The organism is Streptomyces sp. NPDC101219, assembly GCF_044767675.1.
GTDB lineage: Bacteria > Actinomycetota > Actinomycetes > Streptomycetales > Streptomycetaceae > Streptomyces.
Map to the genome: position 1 here is coordinate 490,856 of NZ_JBIWOK010000005.1, position 16,108 is coordinate 506,963.

At 68.4% G+C, this 16,108-nt stretch carries 16 protein-coding genes and 2 pseudogenes; 2 read left to right on the forward strand and 16 right to left on the reverse strand.

What is annotated here, in order from left to right:
* Positions 1-9: 9 nt before the first annotated feature.
* A complete protein-coding gene (locus ACIRPP_RS12995; RefSeq protein WP_403641107.1) occupies positions 10-576 on the reverse strand; it encodes a GNAT family N-acetyltransferase in 567 nt (188 codons plus the stop codon).
* 149 nt (positions 577-725) lie between these two features.
* Here ACIRPP_RS12995 and ACIRPP_RS13000 point away from each other — a divergent pair, with 149 nt between their 5' ends.
* Positions 726-1,367 carry an NADPH-dependent F420 reductase gene (locus tag ACIRPP_RS13000; RefSeq protein WP_403641110.1) on the forward strand — a complete coding sequence of 214 codons (642 nt, stop codon included), beginning with the start codon at positions 726-728 and terminating at the stop codon, positions 1,365-1,367.
* Between the two features lie 28 nt (positions 1,368-1,395).
* Here ACIRPP_RS13000 and ACIRPP_RS13005 read toward each other — a convergent pair whose 3' ends face one another.
* Positions 1,396-2,445 (reverse strand): spore photoproduct lyase family protein, encoded by a 1,050-nt coding sequence (locus tag ACIRPP_RS13005; RefSeq protein ID WP_403641113.1) that lies wholly within the window; start codon positions 2,443-2,445, stop codon positions 1,396-1,398.
* 370 nt (positions 2,446-2,815) lie between these two features.
* On the opposite strand from ACIRPP_RS13005, the pseudogene ACIRPP_RS13010 reads away from it, so the two are divergent.
* A pseudogene (locus ACIRPP_RS13010) lies at positions 2,816-3,135 on the forward strand (DUF3253 domain-containing protein).
* Between the two features lie 15 nt (positions 3,136-3,150).
* On the opposite strand, the gene ACIRPP_RS13015 reads toward ACIRPP_RS13010, so the two are convergent.
* The 14 genes and pseudogenes from ACIRPP_RS13015 to ACIRPP_RS13080 all read right to left on the reverse strand — a co-directional run.
* A complete protein-coding gene (locus tag ACIRPP_RS13015; RefSeq protein ID WP_403641116.1) occupies positions 3,151-3,984 on the reverse strand; it encodes an SDR family NAD(P)-dependent oxidoreductase in 834 nt (277 codons plus the stop codon).
* An 815-nt stretch (positions 3,985-4,799) separates the two neighbouring features.
* Complete coding sequence (locus ACIRPP_RS13020) at positions 4,800-5,513, reverse strand: hypothetical protein (protein ID WP_403641119.1); 714 nt, start codon at positions 5,511-5,513, stop codon at positions 4,800-4,802.
* Between the two features lie 19 nt (positions 5,514-5,532).
* Entirely contained in the window at positions 5,533-7,875 is a 2,343-nt protein-coding gene (locus tag ACIRPP_RS13025) for a hypothetical protein (protein WP_403641122.1), read from the reverse strand.
* A 16-nt stretch (positions 7,876-7,891) separates the two neighbouring features.
* Complete coding sequence (locus ACIRPP_RS13030) at positions 7,892-8,305, reverse strand: hypothetical protein (protein WP_403641125.1); 414 nt, start codon at positions 8,303-8,305, stop codon at positions 7,892-7,894.
* Between the two features lie 459 nt (positions 8,306-8,764).
* Positions 8,765-9,487, reverse strand: a complete 723-nt coding sequence (locus ACIRPP_RS13035; RefSeq protein ID WP_403641128.1) for a glycoside hydrolase family 11 protein — start codon at positions 9,485-9,487, stop codon at positions 8,765-8,767.
* Positions 9,488-9,931: 444 nt separating this feature from the next.
* Positions 9,932-10,660 carry an alpha/beta fold hydrolase gene (locus ACIRPP_RS13040; protein ID WP_403641130.1) on the reverse strand — a complete coding sequence of 243 codons (729 nt, stop codon included), beginning with the start codon at positions 10,658-10,660 and terminating at the stop codon, positions 9,932-9,934.
* A 149-nt stretch (positions 10,661-10,809) separates the two neighbouring features.
* Positions 10,810-11,589, reverse strand: a complete 780-nt coding sequence (locus tag ACIRPP_RS13045; protein ID WP_403641133.1) for a hypothetical protein — start codon at positions 11,587-11,589, stop codon at positions 10,810-10,812.
* 435 nt (positions 11,590-12,024) lie between these two features.
* Entirely contained in the window at positions 12,025-12,312 is a 288-nt protein-coding gene (locus ACIRPP_RS13050) for a hypothetical protein (protein ID WP_403641135.1), read from the reverse strand.
* 212 nt (positions 12,313-12,524) lie between these two features.
* A complete protein-coding gene (locus ACIRPP_RS13055) occupies positions 12,525-13,286 on the reverse strand; it encodes a hypothetical protein (RefSeq protein WP_403641138.1) in 762 nt (253 codons plus the stop codon).
* A gap of 51 nt (positions 13,287-13,337) precedes the next feature.
* Complete coding sequence (locus tag ACIRPP_RS13060) at positions 13,338-14,114, reverse strand: hypothetical protein (RefSeq protein ID WP_403641140.1); 777 nt, start codon at positions 14,112-14,114, stop codon at positions 13,338-13,340.
* On the reverse strand, positions 14,111-14,566 hold the full coding sequence (locus ACIRPP_RS13065) for a hypothetical protein (protein WP_403641143.1): 456 nt from the start codon (positions 14,564-14,566) through the stop codon (positions 14,111-14,113). The genes ACIRPP_RS13060 and ACIRPP_RS13065 overlap by 4 nt, the downstream gene beginning before the upstream one ends.
* Positions 14,561-14,728: pseudogene (locus tag ACIRPP_RS13070) on the reverse strand (RHS repeat-associated core domain-containing protein); the annotation flags it as partial. The pseudogene ACIRPP_RS13070 and the gene ACIRPP_RS13065, both read right to left, overlap by 6 nt.
* Before the next feature lie 83 nt (positions 14,729-14,811).
* On the reverse strand, positions 14,812-15,165 hold the full coding sequence (locus tag ACIRPP_RS13075; protein WP_403641146.1) for a hypothetical protein: 354 nt from the start codon (positions 15,163-15,165) through the stop codon (positions 14,812-14,814).
* Positions 15,166-15,229: 64 nt separating this feature from the next.
* Positions 15,230-16,108, reverse strand: an 879-nt coding sequence (locus tag ACIRPP_RS13080) for a (Fe-S)-binding protein (protein WP_403641149.1), incomplete at its 5' end; no start/stop codon positions are given.

The following is a 16,108-nucleotide window of genomic DNA, read 5'->3' on the forward strand; positions in this document are numbered from 1 at the left end:
CCGTCCTGCTCACCGGCACGGCATGCTCATGTAAAGCGCCTGCTCGCCCGACGACGGAGTGTCCTCGTAGAGGGCGGTGTCCAGGCCGCAGAAGGTGAAGCCCATGCGCCGGTAGGCGTGGATGGCGGGTGCATTGATGTTGCTGACCTCCAGCCAGAGATGCCCGGCGCCCCGCTCGCGTGCGAACTCCACCGCGAGCGCCATCAGGGCCCTGCCCACCCCGCGCCCCCGGTGCGCTGGGGCGACCTCGATGTCCTCGACGACCAGGCGGCGGTTCCAGCCGGAGTAGGAGACGGCGACGAACCCGGCCGTCGCGCCGTCGGCCGTGTGGGCGACATAGGTGCGGGAGTCCTCCTCGTCCGCGTCGGTCTCCTCGCCACCGTCCTGGTCGTCGGCCGGGAACACCTTGGTCACGGGCGGGTCCACCGGGACCTCTCGCAACGCGAACCCCTCCTCGGTGACAGTGACGTGGAAGACCGTGTCGGTGGTGAAGGAGCCGTCCAGTGCCCCGACGGCCTCGGCGTCCTCCGGGACGGCGGTTCGGTAACGGTAGGCGGAGTCGTCGACGGTGATCACGACATGACGGTACGGCCGCCCGGGCCACCGGACCACGTCCCGGGCGCCCTCGGCCAGGGAGTCGGACGCGCCTGCGTGGAACGGTGGCAGCGTCCGAGCCGTGGTGTGAGGGTGGGAGGGAACGGGAGTCGTCTTCGGAGGAGCACCCCATGAACGTCACCATCGTCGGCGCGGGAAACATGGGCCGGGGCATCGGCACCCGGGTCCTGGCAGGGGGCCACACCCTCCGTGTGCACGACCGCACCCGGGCCAAGGCGGAGGAACTGGCCGCCGCGCTGCGCGAGGGGGCCTCCGGGGCGGACGCCTCGGCGGTCGACGCCGACGGCGCGGCCGACTCCGACATCGTGGTCCTGGCCCTGCCCTATCCGGCGGGGCGCGACATCGCCGCCGCGTGGGCCGAGGACCTGGACGGGAAGATCGTCATCGACATCTCCAACCCCGTCGACTTCAGCACCTTCGACAAGCTGGTCGTGCCCGCCGACACCTCCGCCGCCGAGCAGATCGCGGCCGCTGCCCCGCAGAGCCGGGTCGTGAAGGCGTTCAACACCACCTTCGCCGGTCCGCTCGTGGAGGGGAAGGTCGCCGGACGGCCCCTGGACGTCTTCATCGCCGGTGACGACGACGCGGCCCGGCAGACCGTGGCCGACGTGGTCACCGGGGCCGGGCTTCGCCCGCTGGACGTGGGCCCGCTGCACTGGGCGCGCAGCCTGGAAAGTTTCCAACTGCTGCACATGGCGTCCCAGGAACGCCTCGGCCTCAACTGGTCCAGCGCTCTGACGATCATGACGTGACCCTCGTGTCCCCGCGGCCGGACGCGACTCAGAACGCGTACCGGACCCGCAGCCACGTCGCGTGGGTGTCGATCAGCTGCCGGAGTTGCGCCACGGCCCGGCGTTTGACATCGAGGGCGTAGCGGACGTTGAGGTCCCCGTTCTGCGAGCGCTTGGTCTCCTGCACGTCGGGCCGCCACAGCACCTCCTCCGCGCGCGGATGCCAGCCCAGGTTGACGTCGTGCAGGGCCTGGTTGTGGGTGAGCATGATGATCTCGGCCGCGGCCTGCTGCTTCACCCGGGCGGGCAGCACGTCGTCGAGGTGGGTGAGCAGCTCGGTCCAGTCCCGTTGCCAGCCGTCACGCAGGACGACGGGTGAGAGGTTGAAGTGGACCTCGTAGCCCGCGTCCAGGAAGTCGGCCGCGGCGGCGATGCGCTCGGCGATCGGGCTGGTGCGGAGGTCGAGCAGCCGGGAGTCGTCGGCCGGCATGAGGGAGAAGCGCACGCGGGTGCGTCCCTGCGGGTCGAGGGCGAGCAGGTCGGGGTTGACGAACTTGGTCGCGAAGGACGCCTTCGCCGTCGGCAGCCCACGGAACGCGGCGATCAGGTCGGCCGTGTTGTCGCAGATCAGCGCGTCGACGGAGCAGTCGCCGTTCTCCCCGATGTCGTAGACCCATGCCTCGGGGTCGCACTGGTTGGGCTCGGGCTTCGGGCCCTGGGCCCGCACGTGGCGCCGGATGTGCGCCACGATCGCCTCGATGTTGGTGAAGAGGGTGATCGGGTTGGCGTAGCCCTTGCGCCGGGGGACGTAGCAGTAGGCGCAGGCCATGGCGCAGCCGTTGGAGGGCCCGGGGGCGATCCAGTCGGCGGACCGGCCGTTGGGGCGGGTGGTGAGGGACTGCTTGACGCCGAGGACGAGCGTCTCGGTCTTCACCCGCACCCACCGGGAGACGTTCCCGTCGTTGCCGTGCAGGGAGGGGATGCGCCAGTGGCCGGGGACCTCGGTGACGCGCACCCCGGGAAGCCCGGCGATGATCTGCGCGCCGCGCGGGGTGTCGAGGGCGGCGGGCTCGGCGTAGACCTCCCGGATGTCCAGCATCCGGCGCGCTTGTGCACTGTCCCGGAACGGCTGGCGAGGTGACGGCGCCGGTGCCGTGTCGGCCCACCCGAACAGAGCCGGCTGCTCGGGCTCACCGGGTGCGGGGCCCGGCGGCGTCGGCTGATCCACGTGCCGTTCCTCTCCTCGCCTTCTCGCCTTCCGGGGTGGGGTCGGGGCGGGGCCGACAGGGGAAGGCGGGATGCTCAGTATTCAGCGTAAGGGCAGGTAAGGGGCATACACCTCATTCCCCCCGGCCGGGGCCCCGGGCCACAGCTGGGGGGCCGCCAGGCGGGCGGGAGCGTACGCCGGGAGCGGGCGCACGCCGGTCGGGGCCCGCACGCCCAGCGGGCCACCGGCCGGGTCCGGGCGCATGCCCCGCCGCCGGTGCCACACTGGACGGGTGGCGGATCCGCTGGAGCGAGAGCTGGACCGGCGGCTGGAGCAGGTCATCCTGGACCTGCTGGCCCAGCGCGCGGCCACCGCGTCGATCTGCCCGTCCGACGCGGCCCGCAGGGCCTACGAGGGTGACGAGGGGCACGACGACGGCTGGCGGGCGTTGATGGAGCCGGCCCGCCGCGCCGCCTGGCGTCTGGTGTCGGCCGGGGAGGTCGAGGTGACCCAGGCGGCCGCCCCGTCACGGAGAACACGGCCCGCGGCCCGATCCGCATCCGTCGCCCGAGGCATGGGTAGCAGCACGGGCGGGCGTCACGGCGACCGGCGACGGGAATCCCCCGTGTCCTTCGCGTCCGCCGTGTCCGCGGAGCCCGGTTCCGCCATGCGCCGGTGCGCCGCCGCCTTGAGCCCGTCGGGCAGCACCTTCCCGGCCAGCCCCTGTGCCTTCGCCTTCAGCGACCCGGTGAGGGCCTTCCGCTCACCCGTCACGATCGCCTCGTACGCCTGCTCGGCGACCTGCACGGGATCGTCCTTCTTCATGGTGCCGATCCGGGTGTCGTCCTCCATGTCGGCCCGGTCGAAGAACTCCGTGTCCGTGGGGCCCGGCAGGAAGGACGTGACGGTCACGCCGGTGCCCTTGACCTCGTCGGCCAGCGCCTGGGCGAAGGACTCCACGAACGCCTTGGAGGCGTTGTAGACGGGCTGGAAGGAACCGGGCGTCGCCGAGGCGACGGACGAGGTGAAGGCGAGCCGGCCCTCGCCGCGGGCCACCATCGCCCGGAGCAGCGGTTTGGCCAGCCGTACCGTCGCGGTGACGTTGAGGTCGATGACCTCCTGGTCGTCGGCGAGGTCGGTGTCCACGAAGGCGCCGCCCTGGCCCACCCCGGCATTGAGGGCGGCCACATCGACCGTCAGGCCGTCGAGGGCGTCCAGGAGCATGAAGCGCCCCTCGCCGGTCCGCAGATCGGCGCGCACCGTACGGACGTCGGCCCCTGTCTCCCGCAGCTCCCGGGCGGCGGAGTCCAGCGCCTCGTCCTCGGCGTTCACCACGAGGTCGTACCCGTGCAGCGCGAACTGCCGGGCGAGCTGGCGGCCGATTCCGCTGGACGCGCCGGTGATCAGGGCGAGTGGCCGTGTCTCAGTCATGGCGGACGAGTAACCGCCCCGCTCCGTGCCAAGCATCGCCGCGGCCTGCGACGACCCGGCCGCTGGTCCGTCCCGACGGGCGGGCTCGGCCCGGGCGAACGTTTCGCCCGTATCCGCACGGCTACCCAGGAGGCGGCGTAGCCTCGTGCGGCTCTGCGCACTGTCCGGACGCCGGGGGCGGTCGTCGTCGACAGAATCGGAACAGAGCTTCATGGCCAGCACCAAGGTGTCCGACTATATTCTTAAATTAGCTCGCCGCACATGTGACCTCAAGCGACCTCTGGCCCATTACCCTGCCGCCTCTGTCGATCGTTGCCGACTCCATAACCGATGGTCCGCGGCGAACGTGCTTGTCTTGAGGTTCACACCGTTCCTCTGCAAGAACCATTCCACTGAAGCCTCGGCCATGTTCTCCCCGGCAGTGTAAATCCCTTCTTTTCGTTGTCGTTTAGGTCCTCCACCTTTTCCTTGTGCTCGTCCACTGATGCGTCCGACACATCGCCGATGACGCGCTGGAATACGACCACCTCCTCCGACAGGAGGGCAAGCGGGACATACTCGCGCCGCGCGAGCCCTTCGCGGGCAGCCTTCAGCCAGCACCGGAGTTGGACCGGCGGACCACGCAGTCCGCGGACGATGCCGCCAACCGTTTCCTTGCGCTGGGCCTCCGCCGGGGTAGGCGCGTTAGTGGCTGGCGACGGCGAGGATGCCCGTCTCGTCGCAGGTGGTGACCGGCACTCGAACACGTCGGTCCGGCGACTGCTGCGCGGTTTCGATGAGCGTGTCACTCACGCTCACGGTCCCACCACGAGCACTCAGGAAGCCTCAACGGGTTCCAGGACGGGCCGCTCAGGAAGCCCACCATTCTTCTCACAGCGCAGTTCCTTGGCCATGGCCAGGGCGACAGAATGAGCCACCGTCGCATATGCGTCCTTCAACGCCTTTACGTCCCGTTCAGGCTCCCTCGGGATGGCCCAATGCTCCACCATGATAATGAGGTGCGCCAATCCCAACGAGTCGGGCAATCTGGTTCCACGGCAAGAAAAGAACACCATCGCCTTATCCACCGCCGCCAGCGTCCGCTCACCCATTCTCAGCTCAGTGAATTTTTCCGCCGGGGAACCTGTCGGGGGGGACGGGCTCACACCCCAGCTAATCTTGATTTCGAAACTGGGTTTCCCAATCGGAGTGTAGACACCACAGATGTCCTGCCGGCCGACGTTAAGATCAGGATACGCATTGACAACGTCATCTGCGGCCCGCGCGATGGTGTACTCCTCAGCCGAAGCTTCGAACCGAGACACCCCCGTGATCAACTCCAGCGCCCGTGACGCCTCGACAGAAATAGCATTTCCACCGCAAAGCTCTGTCCCCGCCACCACTTTGTAATCCTTCGGAATTTTCGGATTCCGGCTCTCCTCTCGGCCCTCACTGCAACCTGCGAATCCAAGGCACAACAATCCGGCTAGCACACCGCTGAAAAGCCGCCCACTAACCGGCCTGAGATTGAATACCGAAAACCTCTTCATGTGCTCTTTCTCGCTAGAATCAACCCGTCTCCGGTTGATTTCCTACTTGCTGCGCCCGATCATTGCCGGCCCCGTAACCAATCAGCCTCGAATTTACCAAATCCTCCCGGAGCGTGCTGCCGTGTGAAATGCCGTGGCGCGTCATGAAGTTCTCCAACGGAGCTTCGGTCATCTCCTCCCCGGCAGAATAGATTTTCTTCCTCTCCTGTTCGACAAGGTCCTCCACCTTTTCCTTGTGCTCGTCCACGGACTTGTCCGAGACTTCCCCGACCAACTGGCTAATGGCCTGCTCCGCCGCACCACTGGCCGTGTCGGTCGCCAACGGGATGAGCACGGCGGCCGTACCGACGGCCGCGGTTGCAGGCAAGAAGGCCACACCGGCGGCGAGAGCCGCAGTGGCTCCGAATTCGACCCAGCCCACGCGTTTCGCGACCGCCTTCTCATAGTCCTCATGGGTCTTGAGGTGAGTCGCCTCCACCTGGTCGGCCCGTGACTGGTCCAGCATCCCCTGCACCTCGGCGCCCACACGCACTGCCGCCCTGGCAGAACCCTCCTTGATCCCGTCCGGGCCCACGGTCCCCTCCAGGACGCTGCGGGTGTATGCCTGTTCCGCGGTCGAAAGCGTCGCGTAGGCATCGGGATGCTGGCCCAGAGTAGTCAGGAAGCCTCTGACAATGCTCCGCCCGTCCCCGTCCTCCGTGTCCGCGAAGTCGATGCGCCCCTCCGAGTTCCCGCCCGGCGCGAACACACTGTCCCGATGGTTCTTGTCCAGCGCCCAATTGATGTCGTCGATGTACCCCGCGCCCATGATGCCCAGGCTGTCGGCCATCGCCTCGTACTGCTTCAGCAGAGCCGGGTCGTCCCCATACTTCTGGATGACCTGCTGCATGACCGCGGCGTTGTCCGCGTCCCGCACCACGTGAGGGTCCGGGACTCCGGCCGGATAGCCGAGGGTCGCCGCCTCCAGGGCGTGACCGAGGGCGTCCGGCATATGGTCGCGTGATGCCTCGAGTTCCTTCTTGTCCGACGAGGTGACGTCGCCGAAGGACTCCCAGTTCTCGTTGCCGAAGAACTCGAGGTAGCTTTCGATCACCTTGCCGTCCTTGCCCTTGCCCAGGTCGGCTGTGGCGCCGCGGTTGACCGTGCCGTCCTCGTTGTAGGCCGTGGGAGTATCCGTGAAGAACTTCTTCGCGGCCTCCGGACTGTTGCCGAGCGCCTCCAGCATGGCGGTCGTCGGGTCGTAACCGGCCCCGTTCACGCCGGAGGGGTTGAACGGGTTCTTGTGCGGGCCGTTGACCTGCTTGTTTCCGGCGAACAGACCCGGTTCCTTCTGGTGCAATTGCGCCACGTGCTCGGCGATCGGGTTGAGGAACTTCGCGTCATAGTTCCCGTACCGCATGATCCCGCCCAGCAACTGGTACCCGAACGGGCCGCCCTGGTCGTACTTGCTCAACGGAATGCGCTCCGTGCCCAACTTGCGCAGCTCCGGGCCCCACTTGTCCGTGAAACCCGGGTCTTGGGAGGCGGTCGCCAGGTTCAGGCCGAGGTTTTTCTGAAGGTCCTGGACGTCCTTGAGGCGTTGCGGGTCGACCTTGCCGAAGTCGTGTGTGTCCGTGGCGAGCTGGCCGAAGAACGCCAGCGCCTTCTCCGGTCCCAGCCTGTTGTAGAAGATCTGGGCGAACTCGGCCGACTTGCTGTTGTCCTTCAGCAGTTCGTTGAGCTGCTGAAGCTGCGCGTGCGTGAGGTCCGGGCCCTTGGAGGCCAGTGCAACCGCGCGGGCGGCTTCCTCCTGGTCCAGCGTGGTGTACCTCGGAGCGCCGAAGTCCTTGCGGTCGGTGACGTTGGCCTCGAGGGAGTTCTTGAGAGCGAGGTCGGTGTCGTTGCAGTTGTCGACGATGAGGTCGATCCGCTTCTGCCACTGCTCGACCGCCTGGCGCTCCTTGCGCAGAAGCTGGTCGTAGTCGGGTTCGTTCCGAGCTCCCTTGATCTCGGACAGCGGTTCCCGCGGCGTCACCTTGCCCTTGCCGTCCACGCGAACGCCGGCCGCGGGCCCCTCGTCGTCGCGGATGGCGATCAGGTCGGCTCTGGCCTTCTTGATGGCCGCGTAGCCCTCGTTCAGGATCCGGTGCACGCCCTTGGCCTCGGCCACGGCGTCCGTGAACTCCTTCGCCGTCTTGCCGATGAACTCCTTGGTGACGCCTGCGTTGATCCCTTTCCAGGCTGCCCGGTCCGCCTTCTTCTTCATCCCGTCGCGGGCGTCGGCGGCGAGCTTCTCCAGCTTCCCCGCCATCTCGGACCAGTCGTCGACCGCCGCCTTCAGCTTGGCCAACGGTGCGTCGATGATGTCCTCGTACTTCAGCACGTCGCTCCCCCGAGCCCTACTTCATGTACTCGCTGAGCACCGAGATGCGCAGCAGTTCACCCTCGACCTTCGCCTCGTCCTTGGCGTGCTGCGCCTTGCTGAAGTCGAGGTGGTTGGAGATCCGCGCGCAGGCGTCCAGCAGGGTCTTCAGGTGCGTCTGCCAGCGGTCGTGGACCTTCAGCACGGCTGAACCGCTCACGAAGTTGCCGTTGGTCAGTGCCGTGGCGGCATCGAACGTGGCGGGACGGGCGATGTCGCCCTCCTTCGTCAGCCGGCCCAGCAAGTCGTAGGCGTCGTTGCCGATGACGCCCAGGTCGTCCCGGTTGACCACCAGGTCGTATTCACCGTCGGCCGCGCTGCTGTTGATCTGGGTCGTCGTGCGACGAGCAGCTGCCGCGCGCAGCTCTGCCCATTCCTGCTCGAATGTCATGCAGATCCCCCGAAGTCCTCCGTCCGGCACACCGACCGCTCACGATACGGCGGACGGTCACCTGCCCGACCACTAATCCTCTTCCCGCCATTCGACCGCGGCCGGCGGCAGCCGCGCCCGTAGGCCCCCTCGGTCATCGGCTGGACGAGGCAAGTTCACTCGGACGAGAAGCCGACCGCACGAGGCCTTTTTGCCTGGCACCGTCGAGACCACAGCGGCCGCCCATGGTCGTGAGCCATGGGACCACGGGAGATCGCCGGTTGGCAGGGGAATGCTCCGGAGTGGCCGAATAACGCTTCGGCATACGAACGGCAGAACGAGCGGAGGGGATCGGGTCATGGCCGGACGTTGCCGATCGCGCGGACCATCGTGCCGATCATCACGCGGAGGCAGGACGACGGCCGGCCGCGGGCCCCGTCACCTGACGGAGCCCGCGGCCGGCCGCGTGCCGGACAGAGGTCAGCCGCTGACCGAGATGTTCGAGCTGCCACTACTCTGGTAGCCCTCGGTGGCCATGATCATGTAGTACCTGAACTGGCCCAGATTCATGCCCGCGCGCGCCCAGGCGTCGAAGTGGTTGCCGGTGGTGATGGTGCCGGAGCCGATCACCTTCGACTGCCGGACGCTCCAGTACTGGTCGAAGGTGCGCGTGCCCTCGACGGAGGGTGCGTTGTACCGCGTCGTCTTGTAGATGTCGTACGTGCCGCCGTCGCTGTGGACGGTGCCCCGGTACTCGCCGGTGGGCCGGTAGCTGCCCCAGTTGTCGACGATGTAGTACTCGACCAGCGGGTTCGACGTCCAGCCGTAGAGGCAGCCGTAGCCGTTGCCCGACGGGTTGAAGTAGCCGCTGTACCGGACCGTCCTGCGCCCGCCGTTGCCCCAGCCCTTGCCGGCGACGAAGTTGCCGCAGTTGGTCCACTGGGTGCTGTAACTGCCGCCGCCGTTCAGCGTCATGGAGACGGAGCCGCCGCCGTCCGTCCAGAACGAGTAGTACATGCCGTCGTAGCCGGTCTGGTTGGTGGTGATGGTGGTGGCGGCGTGGGCCGTGCCGGGCAGCAGCAGTCCGGACGCCGTCGCGAGCGCGACGGTGCCGGCGCCGCCGAGGAAGCCTCGTCGGCTCAAGCCGCTGAAGGGGGCGGGGTTCTGCTGGTTCTGGTCCTGCCGCTTACCGTCCTGCTGCATGCGTCCTCCCGATGAAGGCTGGTGGGGGGCGGGCGGCTCCTGCTGCCCGTGGCCTTGCATGGAACTCGACGGGGGTCACCCGTCGTCGCGCCGCGGTGACGTGACCGGTCGCAGTGCCGGTCACGGCACGAGGAGCGCGACGTCTCCCGTCTGTCGGTGGCCACAGTTCTCGCAGAGCGCCATGACCCTGTCAACACTTTCGACATCCTTTCGGAAAGTCCGGCGCGACGAAGACAACCACTAGGCGCACATCTATCCAGGTCAGCCCACCTCTCGCGGCTACCGCTGCGAGCACGAGAAGGAGATCAACGGGAGGATGGCGCAATCATGTGCCGAGTGAACGAAAGTTTCGGACCTCACACGGCACACCTGACGCCTCACCGGAACCGACCTCTTCCCTCGGCCGGCTGCCACAGGGCGCCGCCGATCACTCCCGCGGGGCGCTCAGCCGTCGGCGGAGAGCCGGCGGGCGAAGCGGCGGACGGCGTCGGTGAACGCCTCCGGGGCGTCGAAGTTCGCCAAGTGCCGTGCCCGCGGGATCACTTCGACGCGAGCGTGCGGATGCGCGCGGACGAAGTCCGCCTCTCCGGCCCGGAAGGCGGTGTCCTTCTCGCCGTTCAGAATGAGGACCGGAGCCTTCACATGGCGCATCGCATCGGCGTCGAAGCGCCCGAGCACCTCGCCCCAGGCTGCCGGCAGGGTATGGAAGGCGTAGCCCGAGCGGATGGTCGCTTCCACCACTTCCGCTGGGTAGAGCCGCCGCAGCAACCAGTCGTTCCACCCGGCCAGGCGATCGGCAGGCATACGGGAAACCAGGCCGGCGACCAACCGGTAGGGCGCCGCCCAGAAGCCGCGAGTGGAGGCACTGGCGCCCGCGAGGACCAGCCCGCGCAGGTGTTCCGGACGGCACCGCGCGAACTCCAGTGCGGCGTAGCCGCCGAGTGAGTGCCCGACGACGAGAGCCGGACCGCGGCCGAGCGAGTCCACCGCGGAAGCGATGATGTCCGTCGCGGCGCTCAGGCTCCAGGGCTGGGCCGAGCGCTCCCCGTGGCCGGGCAGGTCGACGGCCACGACCGGGAACTCGTCCCGGAGCGCGGCGAGTTGGCTGCTCCACTGTCCCGCGCTGAAGCGCGTCCCGTGGACGAAGACCATGGGCACTGCATCTGCTGCCATTACCATTCCCCCCGGTTGGCGCCGTCCTCGAGCGGCGTCATCACGTGCGCCATTCTGCATGTGCACACGCCCGTGTCCTCACCGCAGTCGGACGGAGGTGTCGCGTCCGTGTCAGCCCCGTTGCCAGGGCCGCGGCCGTGGCCGGTGGTTCACGGGTTCTGCCCGGTTGGCCGGTCGGCGTAGTCCTCCACCAGGTTGCCGATGAGCGAGAGCAGGGCGTCGGCACGGTGCCGGTCTTCGCGCTGGGCGCGCAGGGCCTTGTCGATCTCCCGGAGCCGGGCCAGGGCGGCCGGGTTCCGTTCCCTCACCTCGTCGAGCAGCGGCGTGGTGATGACGTCCAGGCAATCGGTGAACAGGAGCCGGGTGGCCGGGACGGGGGGAGCCGGGTCGGGGGCGGCGAAGCCGGTGGTCAGATACCGGACGGGATCCGTGAGGCTCCAGCCGACGACGGTGCCGTGCTGGACCAGGAGCGCCACGTCGGCGGCGATGCCGACGCGGGCGTCCAGAGGCTCGTCGAGGACGTCGAGGTCGCGCAGGCAGGTCAGCACGGCGTCACCGGGAGCGCGGCAGAGCTCAGAGGTCACCTCCAGGCGAAAGTCCCGGACCTCGTCCGCGCGGAGACCGCACGGGTGAGGGAGGGGTGTGGCGGGAACGCGGGCAGAGTCCTCGGCATCGGCGGCTTCAACGCCGGGGAACTGGAACTCGGCGCCGACCAGTTCCCGGCCGGCCCGGTCGAACCGAAGCTCGTCGGGCGTGTCCCACAGCCACGGCTGGCTGCCGAAGGTGTCCAGAAGGAACCGCCCGCGTTCCTCGACATGTGCGTACGCCGCGACGCGCACACGAAAGTCCCGAAAATCGAAACGTGGGGTGATGTGCAGCGGATCACCCGTCACCGTCGCGGTCCAGTCGTCGTCGATGGTGACTCTCATGGTGAATGCCACCTCATCTGACCTGCTCTGCGGGAGCCATGTAGCCGTTCTTGGCAGGCATCCTGCCCTCCACCACGTCCGCGTGCCGTCATCGGTTTACCGGGATCGGTGGGCAAGCCGCCCAGCGCCTCGGCCCCTGCTCCAGTCCGCATTCAAATAGTCCGGCGTGAACACCTCGCCCCGGCCCTGCTGGGCGATCTGCTCCGCGGAGGCGTGCGGGTTGCCGCCCATCAGGGCGTTGACCCCCGCCTTCGACGAGCCCGCCACGTACTGGTCGTGCCCACAACGTGCCCGCCGCGAGGCCGAGCCGGTTCGCGAGCCCATTCCTTCCGTGCGCCGAAACCTGCGGGGCAGGGTGTTGCCTCGTCTCGTCCGGTTCCTGGCGGCGTGGCGGTGTTCCGGGACCGGACGGCGCCGGCTGCCCGTCCTGAGCCTTCATCCTTCCAGCAGATCGCTGACATAGTCGCGGAGCTGTGGAGGAAGGTCGCCGAGGACGATCTCACGCAGAGGAGACAGGTGGTCAAGGCCGACATGGCCGGTGGATGCGAGTTCGATGAGGGCGTGCAACTCGGCTTCCCGGGCGGAGTTCTCCTCTTCCGAGGCAGCAGTTGCCGCCAGCAGTGTCGCCAGAGCCGATGCCTGGGCAGACGTATATGAGCCCACGTGGTCGGACACTTCGCCGGCCGCGCGTTCTCGTGCCCGCGCATCGACTTCCAGGATCATTCGCGCCATGCTGATGAAATTGTGAGACTTCAAAATGAAACATCCGTTCGCCCCTAGCGCGGAAGTGGCGACTGGGCCGGCCAGGGGATGTGTGTGGCATGGGCCGCATCCGAGTTGCAGTGCGGGCTGTTCGGGTTGTGGACCGTGAAGGTGCCGTCCGGACCGAGCACCCCGTTCGGGCTCCCCGATGACTCCCTGGAACCTTCCCCCACTCACCAGTTCCCGTAGTCCTCCACGTAGGTGGCGATCAACTCCAGCAGGGCGTCGGTCCGGTGCCGGTCCTCGCGTTGCTCGCGCAGGGCCTTGTCGGTGGCCTGGAGACGGGCCAGGGCGGCCGGTTCGCCGTCGACCAGGCCGTCGACCACCGGCACCACGGTGACCAGATCCAGGCATTCGGTGAGCAGGCGGCGGGTGGCCGGGACGGGGGGAGCGGGGTCAGGTGCGGCGAAGCCGGTGGTCAGGTAACGCGCGGGGTCCGTGAGGCTCCAGCCGACGACAGTGCCGTGCTGGACCAGGAGCGCCGCGTCGGGGGCAATGCCGATGCGGGCCTCCAGAGGCTCGTCCAGGATGTCGAGGTGGCGCAGGCAGGTCAGCACGGCGTCACCGGGAGCGCGGCACAGCACCGTGCACATCTCGTGCCGGAAGTCCTTCACCTCGTCCGCCTGCAGACCGCCCGGGCGTACTCCGGGCCTGTCGGGAACGCGGGCCGAGTCCTCGGCCGAGGCGGCCTCTTCCGGGATGCGGAACTCGGCTCCGACCAGCTTCCGGTCGCCCGGGGAGAAGCGGAAGACGTCGGGGAGGTCCCACAGCACGTCATGGCTGCCGAACGTGTCCGCGAAGAACCTCTCCCGTTCCACCCGGTCCGTATAAGGGGACACGATCAGGGACATGCCGATGAGACGAGGGACGAGGTCGAGCGGATCGCCTGTCACCGCCGCGGACCAGCTGCCGTCGAACCCGAGTCTCGCCGTCATCGACGTCTCATTCCTCATCCGGGACCCGGCCGTCGTCATCCTGCCGGTGGTTCACGGCTCCCGCCCGGTTGGCCGGTCGGCGTAGTCCTCGACCAGGTTACTGATGAGCGCGAGCAGGGAGTCTACGCGGTGGCGGTCCTCGCGCTGGTCGCGCAGGGCCTTGTCGGCGGCCTGGAGGCGGGCCAAGGTGGCCGGGTTCCGGTCCAGCACTTCGTAGAGCAGTGGCGTGGTGATCAGGTCCAGGCACTCGGTGAGCAGCCGACGGGTGGCCGGGGAGGGAGGGTGGGGGTCGGGGGCTGCGAACCCGGTGGTCAGGTACCGGACCGGGTCGGTCAGGCTCCAGCCGACGACCGTGCTGTGCTGGACGAGGAGCGCCACCTCGGGGGCGATGCCGATGCGGGCCTCCAGCGGCCCGTCCAGGGCGTCGAGGTCGCGCAGACAGGTCAGCACCGCATCACCGGGAGCGCGGCAGAGTTCTGTGGTCGGCTCCAGGCGGAAGTCCCGGGCCTCGTCCGCCCGGAGCCCACCCGGGCGGACCGTCGGCGTGCGGGGAACGCGGGCACAGTCCTCGGCGGAAGCGGACTCGGAGGGCAACCGGAACCCGGCGCCGACCAGTTCCCGGCTGTCCGGGGCGAACCGGAGCTCGTCGGGGTCGTCCCACAGCCACTCCTGGCTGCCGAACGTGTCCACGAGGAACTGCTGCCATTCCGCCACGTCCGCGTACTCCGCGATGCGCACAGATTGGCCCGGGAAGTCGAATCGCGGGGCGATGCCCAGCGGACCGTCCGTCACCGTCGCATGCCAGTCGCCGTCGAGGGTGAGTCTCATGGTGAATGCCGCCTCATCGAATCTGCACTCCAGGAGCCATATAGCCGTCCTTGGCCGGAATCCTGCCCTCCACCACGTCCGTGTGGGTGATCGGCCCACCGGGGTCGGTGGGGAGGCCGCCGAGCGCTCGCGCCTGAGTCGCCCCTGATGCCGGACGGACCGTACGCCGTGATGACATTTCCTGCCCCGGCGCCGCGGCCCTCCGCCACCACGATGTCCTCCCCGTGCCGGAAGATCAGCCTTCCGCTGCCCGCCGTCGAGTGGTACACCGCGTCAGGGCTCTTGAGGATCTCCAGGACCCGTTCGTCGCTGAAGCCGTGCATGGAATCGGCGTGGTAGTTACGGGCCTTCCTCATCCGGTCGCCCTGGGCTCTCTCGACGACCTCGTCCGCGGTCTGGAGGGCCTTTCCCCTGGCCTGCTGGGCCTTCTCCTCCTTCGTGTACTTGGGCATGAGGCCCAGCGGGTCGCACCCGCTGTACGGGTTGTCCACGTACGCGACGGGGTTCGGGGCGGGAGCCAGGCCCAGCGGGTCGGGGGAGGTGTAGCGGCCGGTCTCGGGGTCGTAGTGGCGGAAGTAGTTGTAGTGGAGGCCGGTCTCGGGGTCGTAGTACTGGCAGTACGTCCCTTGCTCCCGGCTCTGGCATGTAGAAACCGTAGTGAACCGGACGTGTCAGCCGATGACCCGCACCGGTGCGGCTACCAGGGCCACGGCCCGCGACCGCGCGTCTCGACGCCGTCGTCCGCCAGCTCCACCAACTGCTTCAGCCGCTCCCAGGCTCTGCGCGCGACGCCCCTGTCCAGCACGAGTCCGTGCTCGGTGCGGGCAGTGGCCACGGTTCCCCAGATCCGTCGGTCAATGGTCGACGGGGCCGCCCGGGTGCCCTTCCGCCAGCCCGGCTGTACCCACAGCCACTCCACGAACCGGACCAGCGCGCCGGACGTCACGGACAGCGGCGGCAGTCCGGTCTCGGCGCAGAATCTCGACCAGACGACCCAGTCCTGCGCATATCCACTGCAGGTCCGCTTCGACCGTTCGGTGGCCCGGGACATCCTCTCCTCTTTCCGCTCACGCGCTGCGCCCAGTCGAACCGCCGGGCACAGCCCGGTCCGCTGCCTACTTCACGGGCTCGGACTCCGGCTCGCTCTCCGCCTCGGCCGTGTCCTGCGGGTCCAGCGGGGTCTTGACGGACTCCAGCAGGAGCTGGGAGACGTCGACGACCTGGATGGACTCCTTGGCCTTGCCGTCGTTCTTCTTGCCGTTCACGGAGTCCGTGAGCATGACGAGGCAGAACGGGCAGGCGGTGGAGACGATGTCCGGGTTGAGGGCGAGGGCCTCGTCGACGCGCTCGTTGTTGATGCGCTTGCCGATCCGCTCCTCCATCCACATCCGGGCGCCGCCGGCGCCGCAGCAGAAGCCGCGTTCCTTGTGGCGGTGCATCTCCTCGTTGCGCAGGCCCGGGACCTTGCCGATGATCTCGCGCGGGGGCGTGTAGATCTTGTTGTGGCGGCCCAGGTAGCACGGGTCGTGGTAGGTGATGAGGCCCTCGACCGGGGTGACCGGGATCAGCTTGCCCTCGTCCACCAGGTGCTGGAGCAGCTGGGTGTGGTGGATGACCTCGTAGTCGCCGCCGAGCTGCGGGTACTCGTTGGCGAGGGTGTTGAGGCAGTGCGGGCAGGTGGCGACGATCTTCTTCGCCGACTTGGGCTTCTTCGACTCGGGCGTGACGTTGCCCTCGTCGTCGATCTCCTCGCCGAAGGCCATGTTCAGCGCGGTGACGTTCTCCATGCCGAGCTCCTGGAACAGGGGCTCGTTGCCGAGGCGGCGGGCGGAGTCACCGGTGCACTTCTCGTCGCCGCCCATGATCGCGAACTTCACGCCCGCGATGTGCAGCAGCTCCGCGAAGGCCTTGGTGGTCTTCTTGGCGCGGTCCTCCAGGGCGCCGGCGCAGCCGACCCAGTAGAGGTACTCGACCTCGGAGAGGTCCTCGATGTC

Coding starts and splice junctions, on each gene's coding strand:
- ACIRPP_RS13035 (WP_403641128.1), bottom strand. CDS start 9,487: ATGCAGCAGGACGGTAAGCGGCAGGACCAGAACCAGCAGAACCCCGCC.
- ACIRPP_RS13060 (WP_403641140.1), bottom strand. CDS start 14,114: ATGAGACTCACCCTCGACGGCGACTGGCATGCGACGGTGACGGACGGT.
- ACIRPP_RS13020 (WP_403641119.1), bottom strand. CDS start 5,513: ATGAAGAGGTTTTCGGTATTCAATCTCAGGCCGGTTAGTGGGCGGCTT.
- ACIRPP_RS13030 (WP_403641125.1), bottom strand. CDS start 8,305: ATGACATTCGAGCAGGAATGGGCAGAGCTGCGCGCGGCAGCTGCTCGT.
- ACIRPP_RS13000 (WP_403641110.1), top strand. CDS start 726: ATGAACGTCACCATCGTCGGCGCGGGAAACATGGGCCGGGGCATCGGC.
- ACIRPP_RS13075 (WP_403641146.1), bottom strand. CDS start 15,165: ATGTCCCGGGCCACCGAACGGTCGAAGCGGACCTGCAGTGGATATGCG.
- ACIRPP_RS13040 (WP_403641130.1), bottom strand. CDS start 10,660: ATGGCAGCAGATGCAGTGCCCATGGTCTTCGTCCACGGGACGCGCTTC.
- ACIRPP_RS13050 (WP_403641135.1), bottom strand. CDS start 12,312: ATGATCCTGGAAGTCGATGCGCGGGCACGAGAACGCGCGGCCGGCGAA.
- ACIRPP_RS13005 (WP_403641113.1), bottom strand. CDS start 2,445: ATGCTGGACATCCGGGAGGTCTACGCCGAGCCCGCCGCCCTCGACACC.
- ACIRPP_RS13045 (WP_403641133.1), bottom strand. CDS start 11,589: ATGAGAGTCACCATCGACGACGACTGGACCGCGACGGTGACGGGTGAT.
- ACIRPP_RS13065 (WP_403641143.1), bottom strand. CDS start 14,566: ATGCCCAAGTACACGAAGGAGGAGAAGGCCCAGCAGGCCAGGGGAAAG.
- ACIRPP_RS13055 (WP_403641138.1), bottom strand. CDS start 13,286: ATGACGGCGAGACTCGGGTTCGACGGCAGCTGGTCCGCGGCGGTGACA.
- ACIRPP_RS13015 (WP_403641116.1), bottom strand. CDS start 3,984: ATGACTGAGACACGGCCACTCGCCCTGATCACCGGCGCGTCCAGCGGA.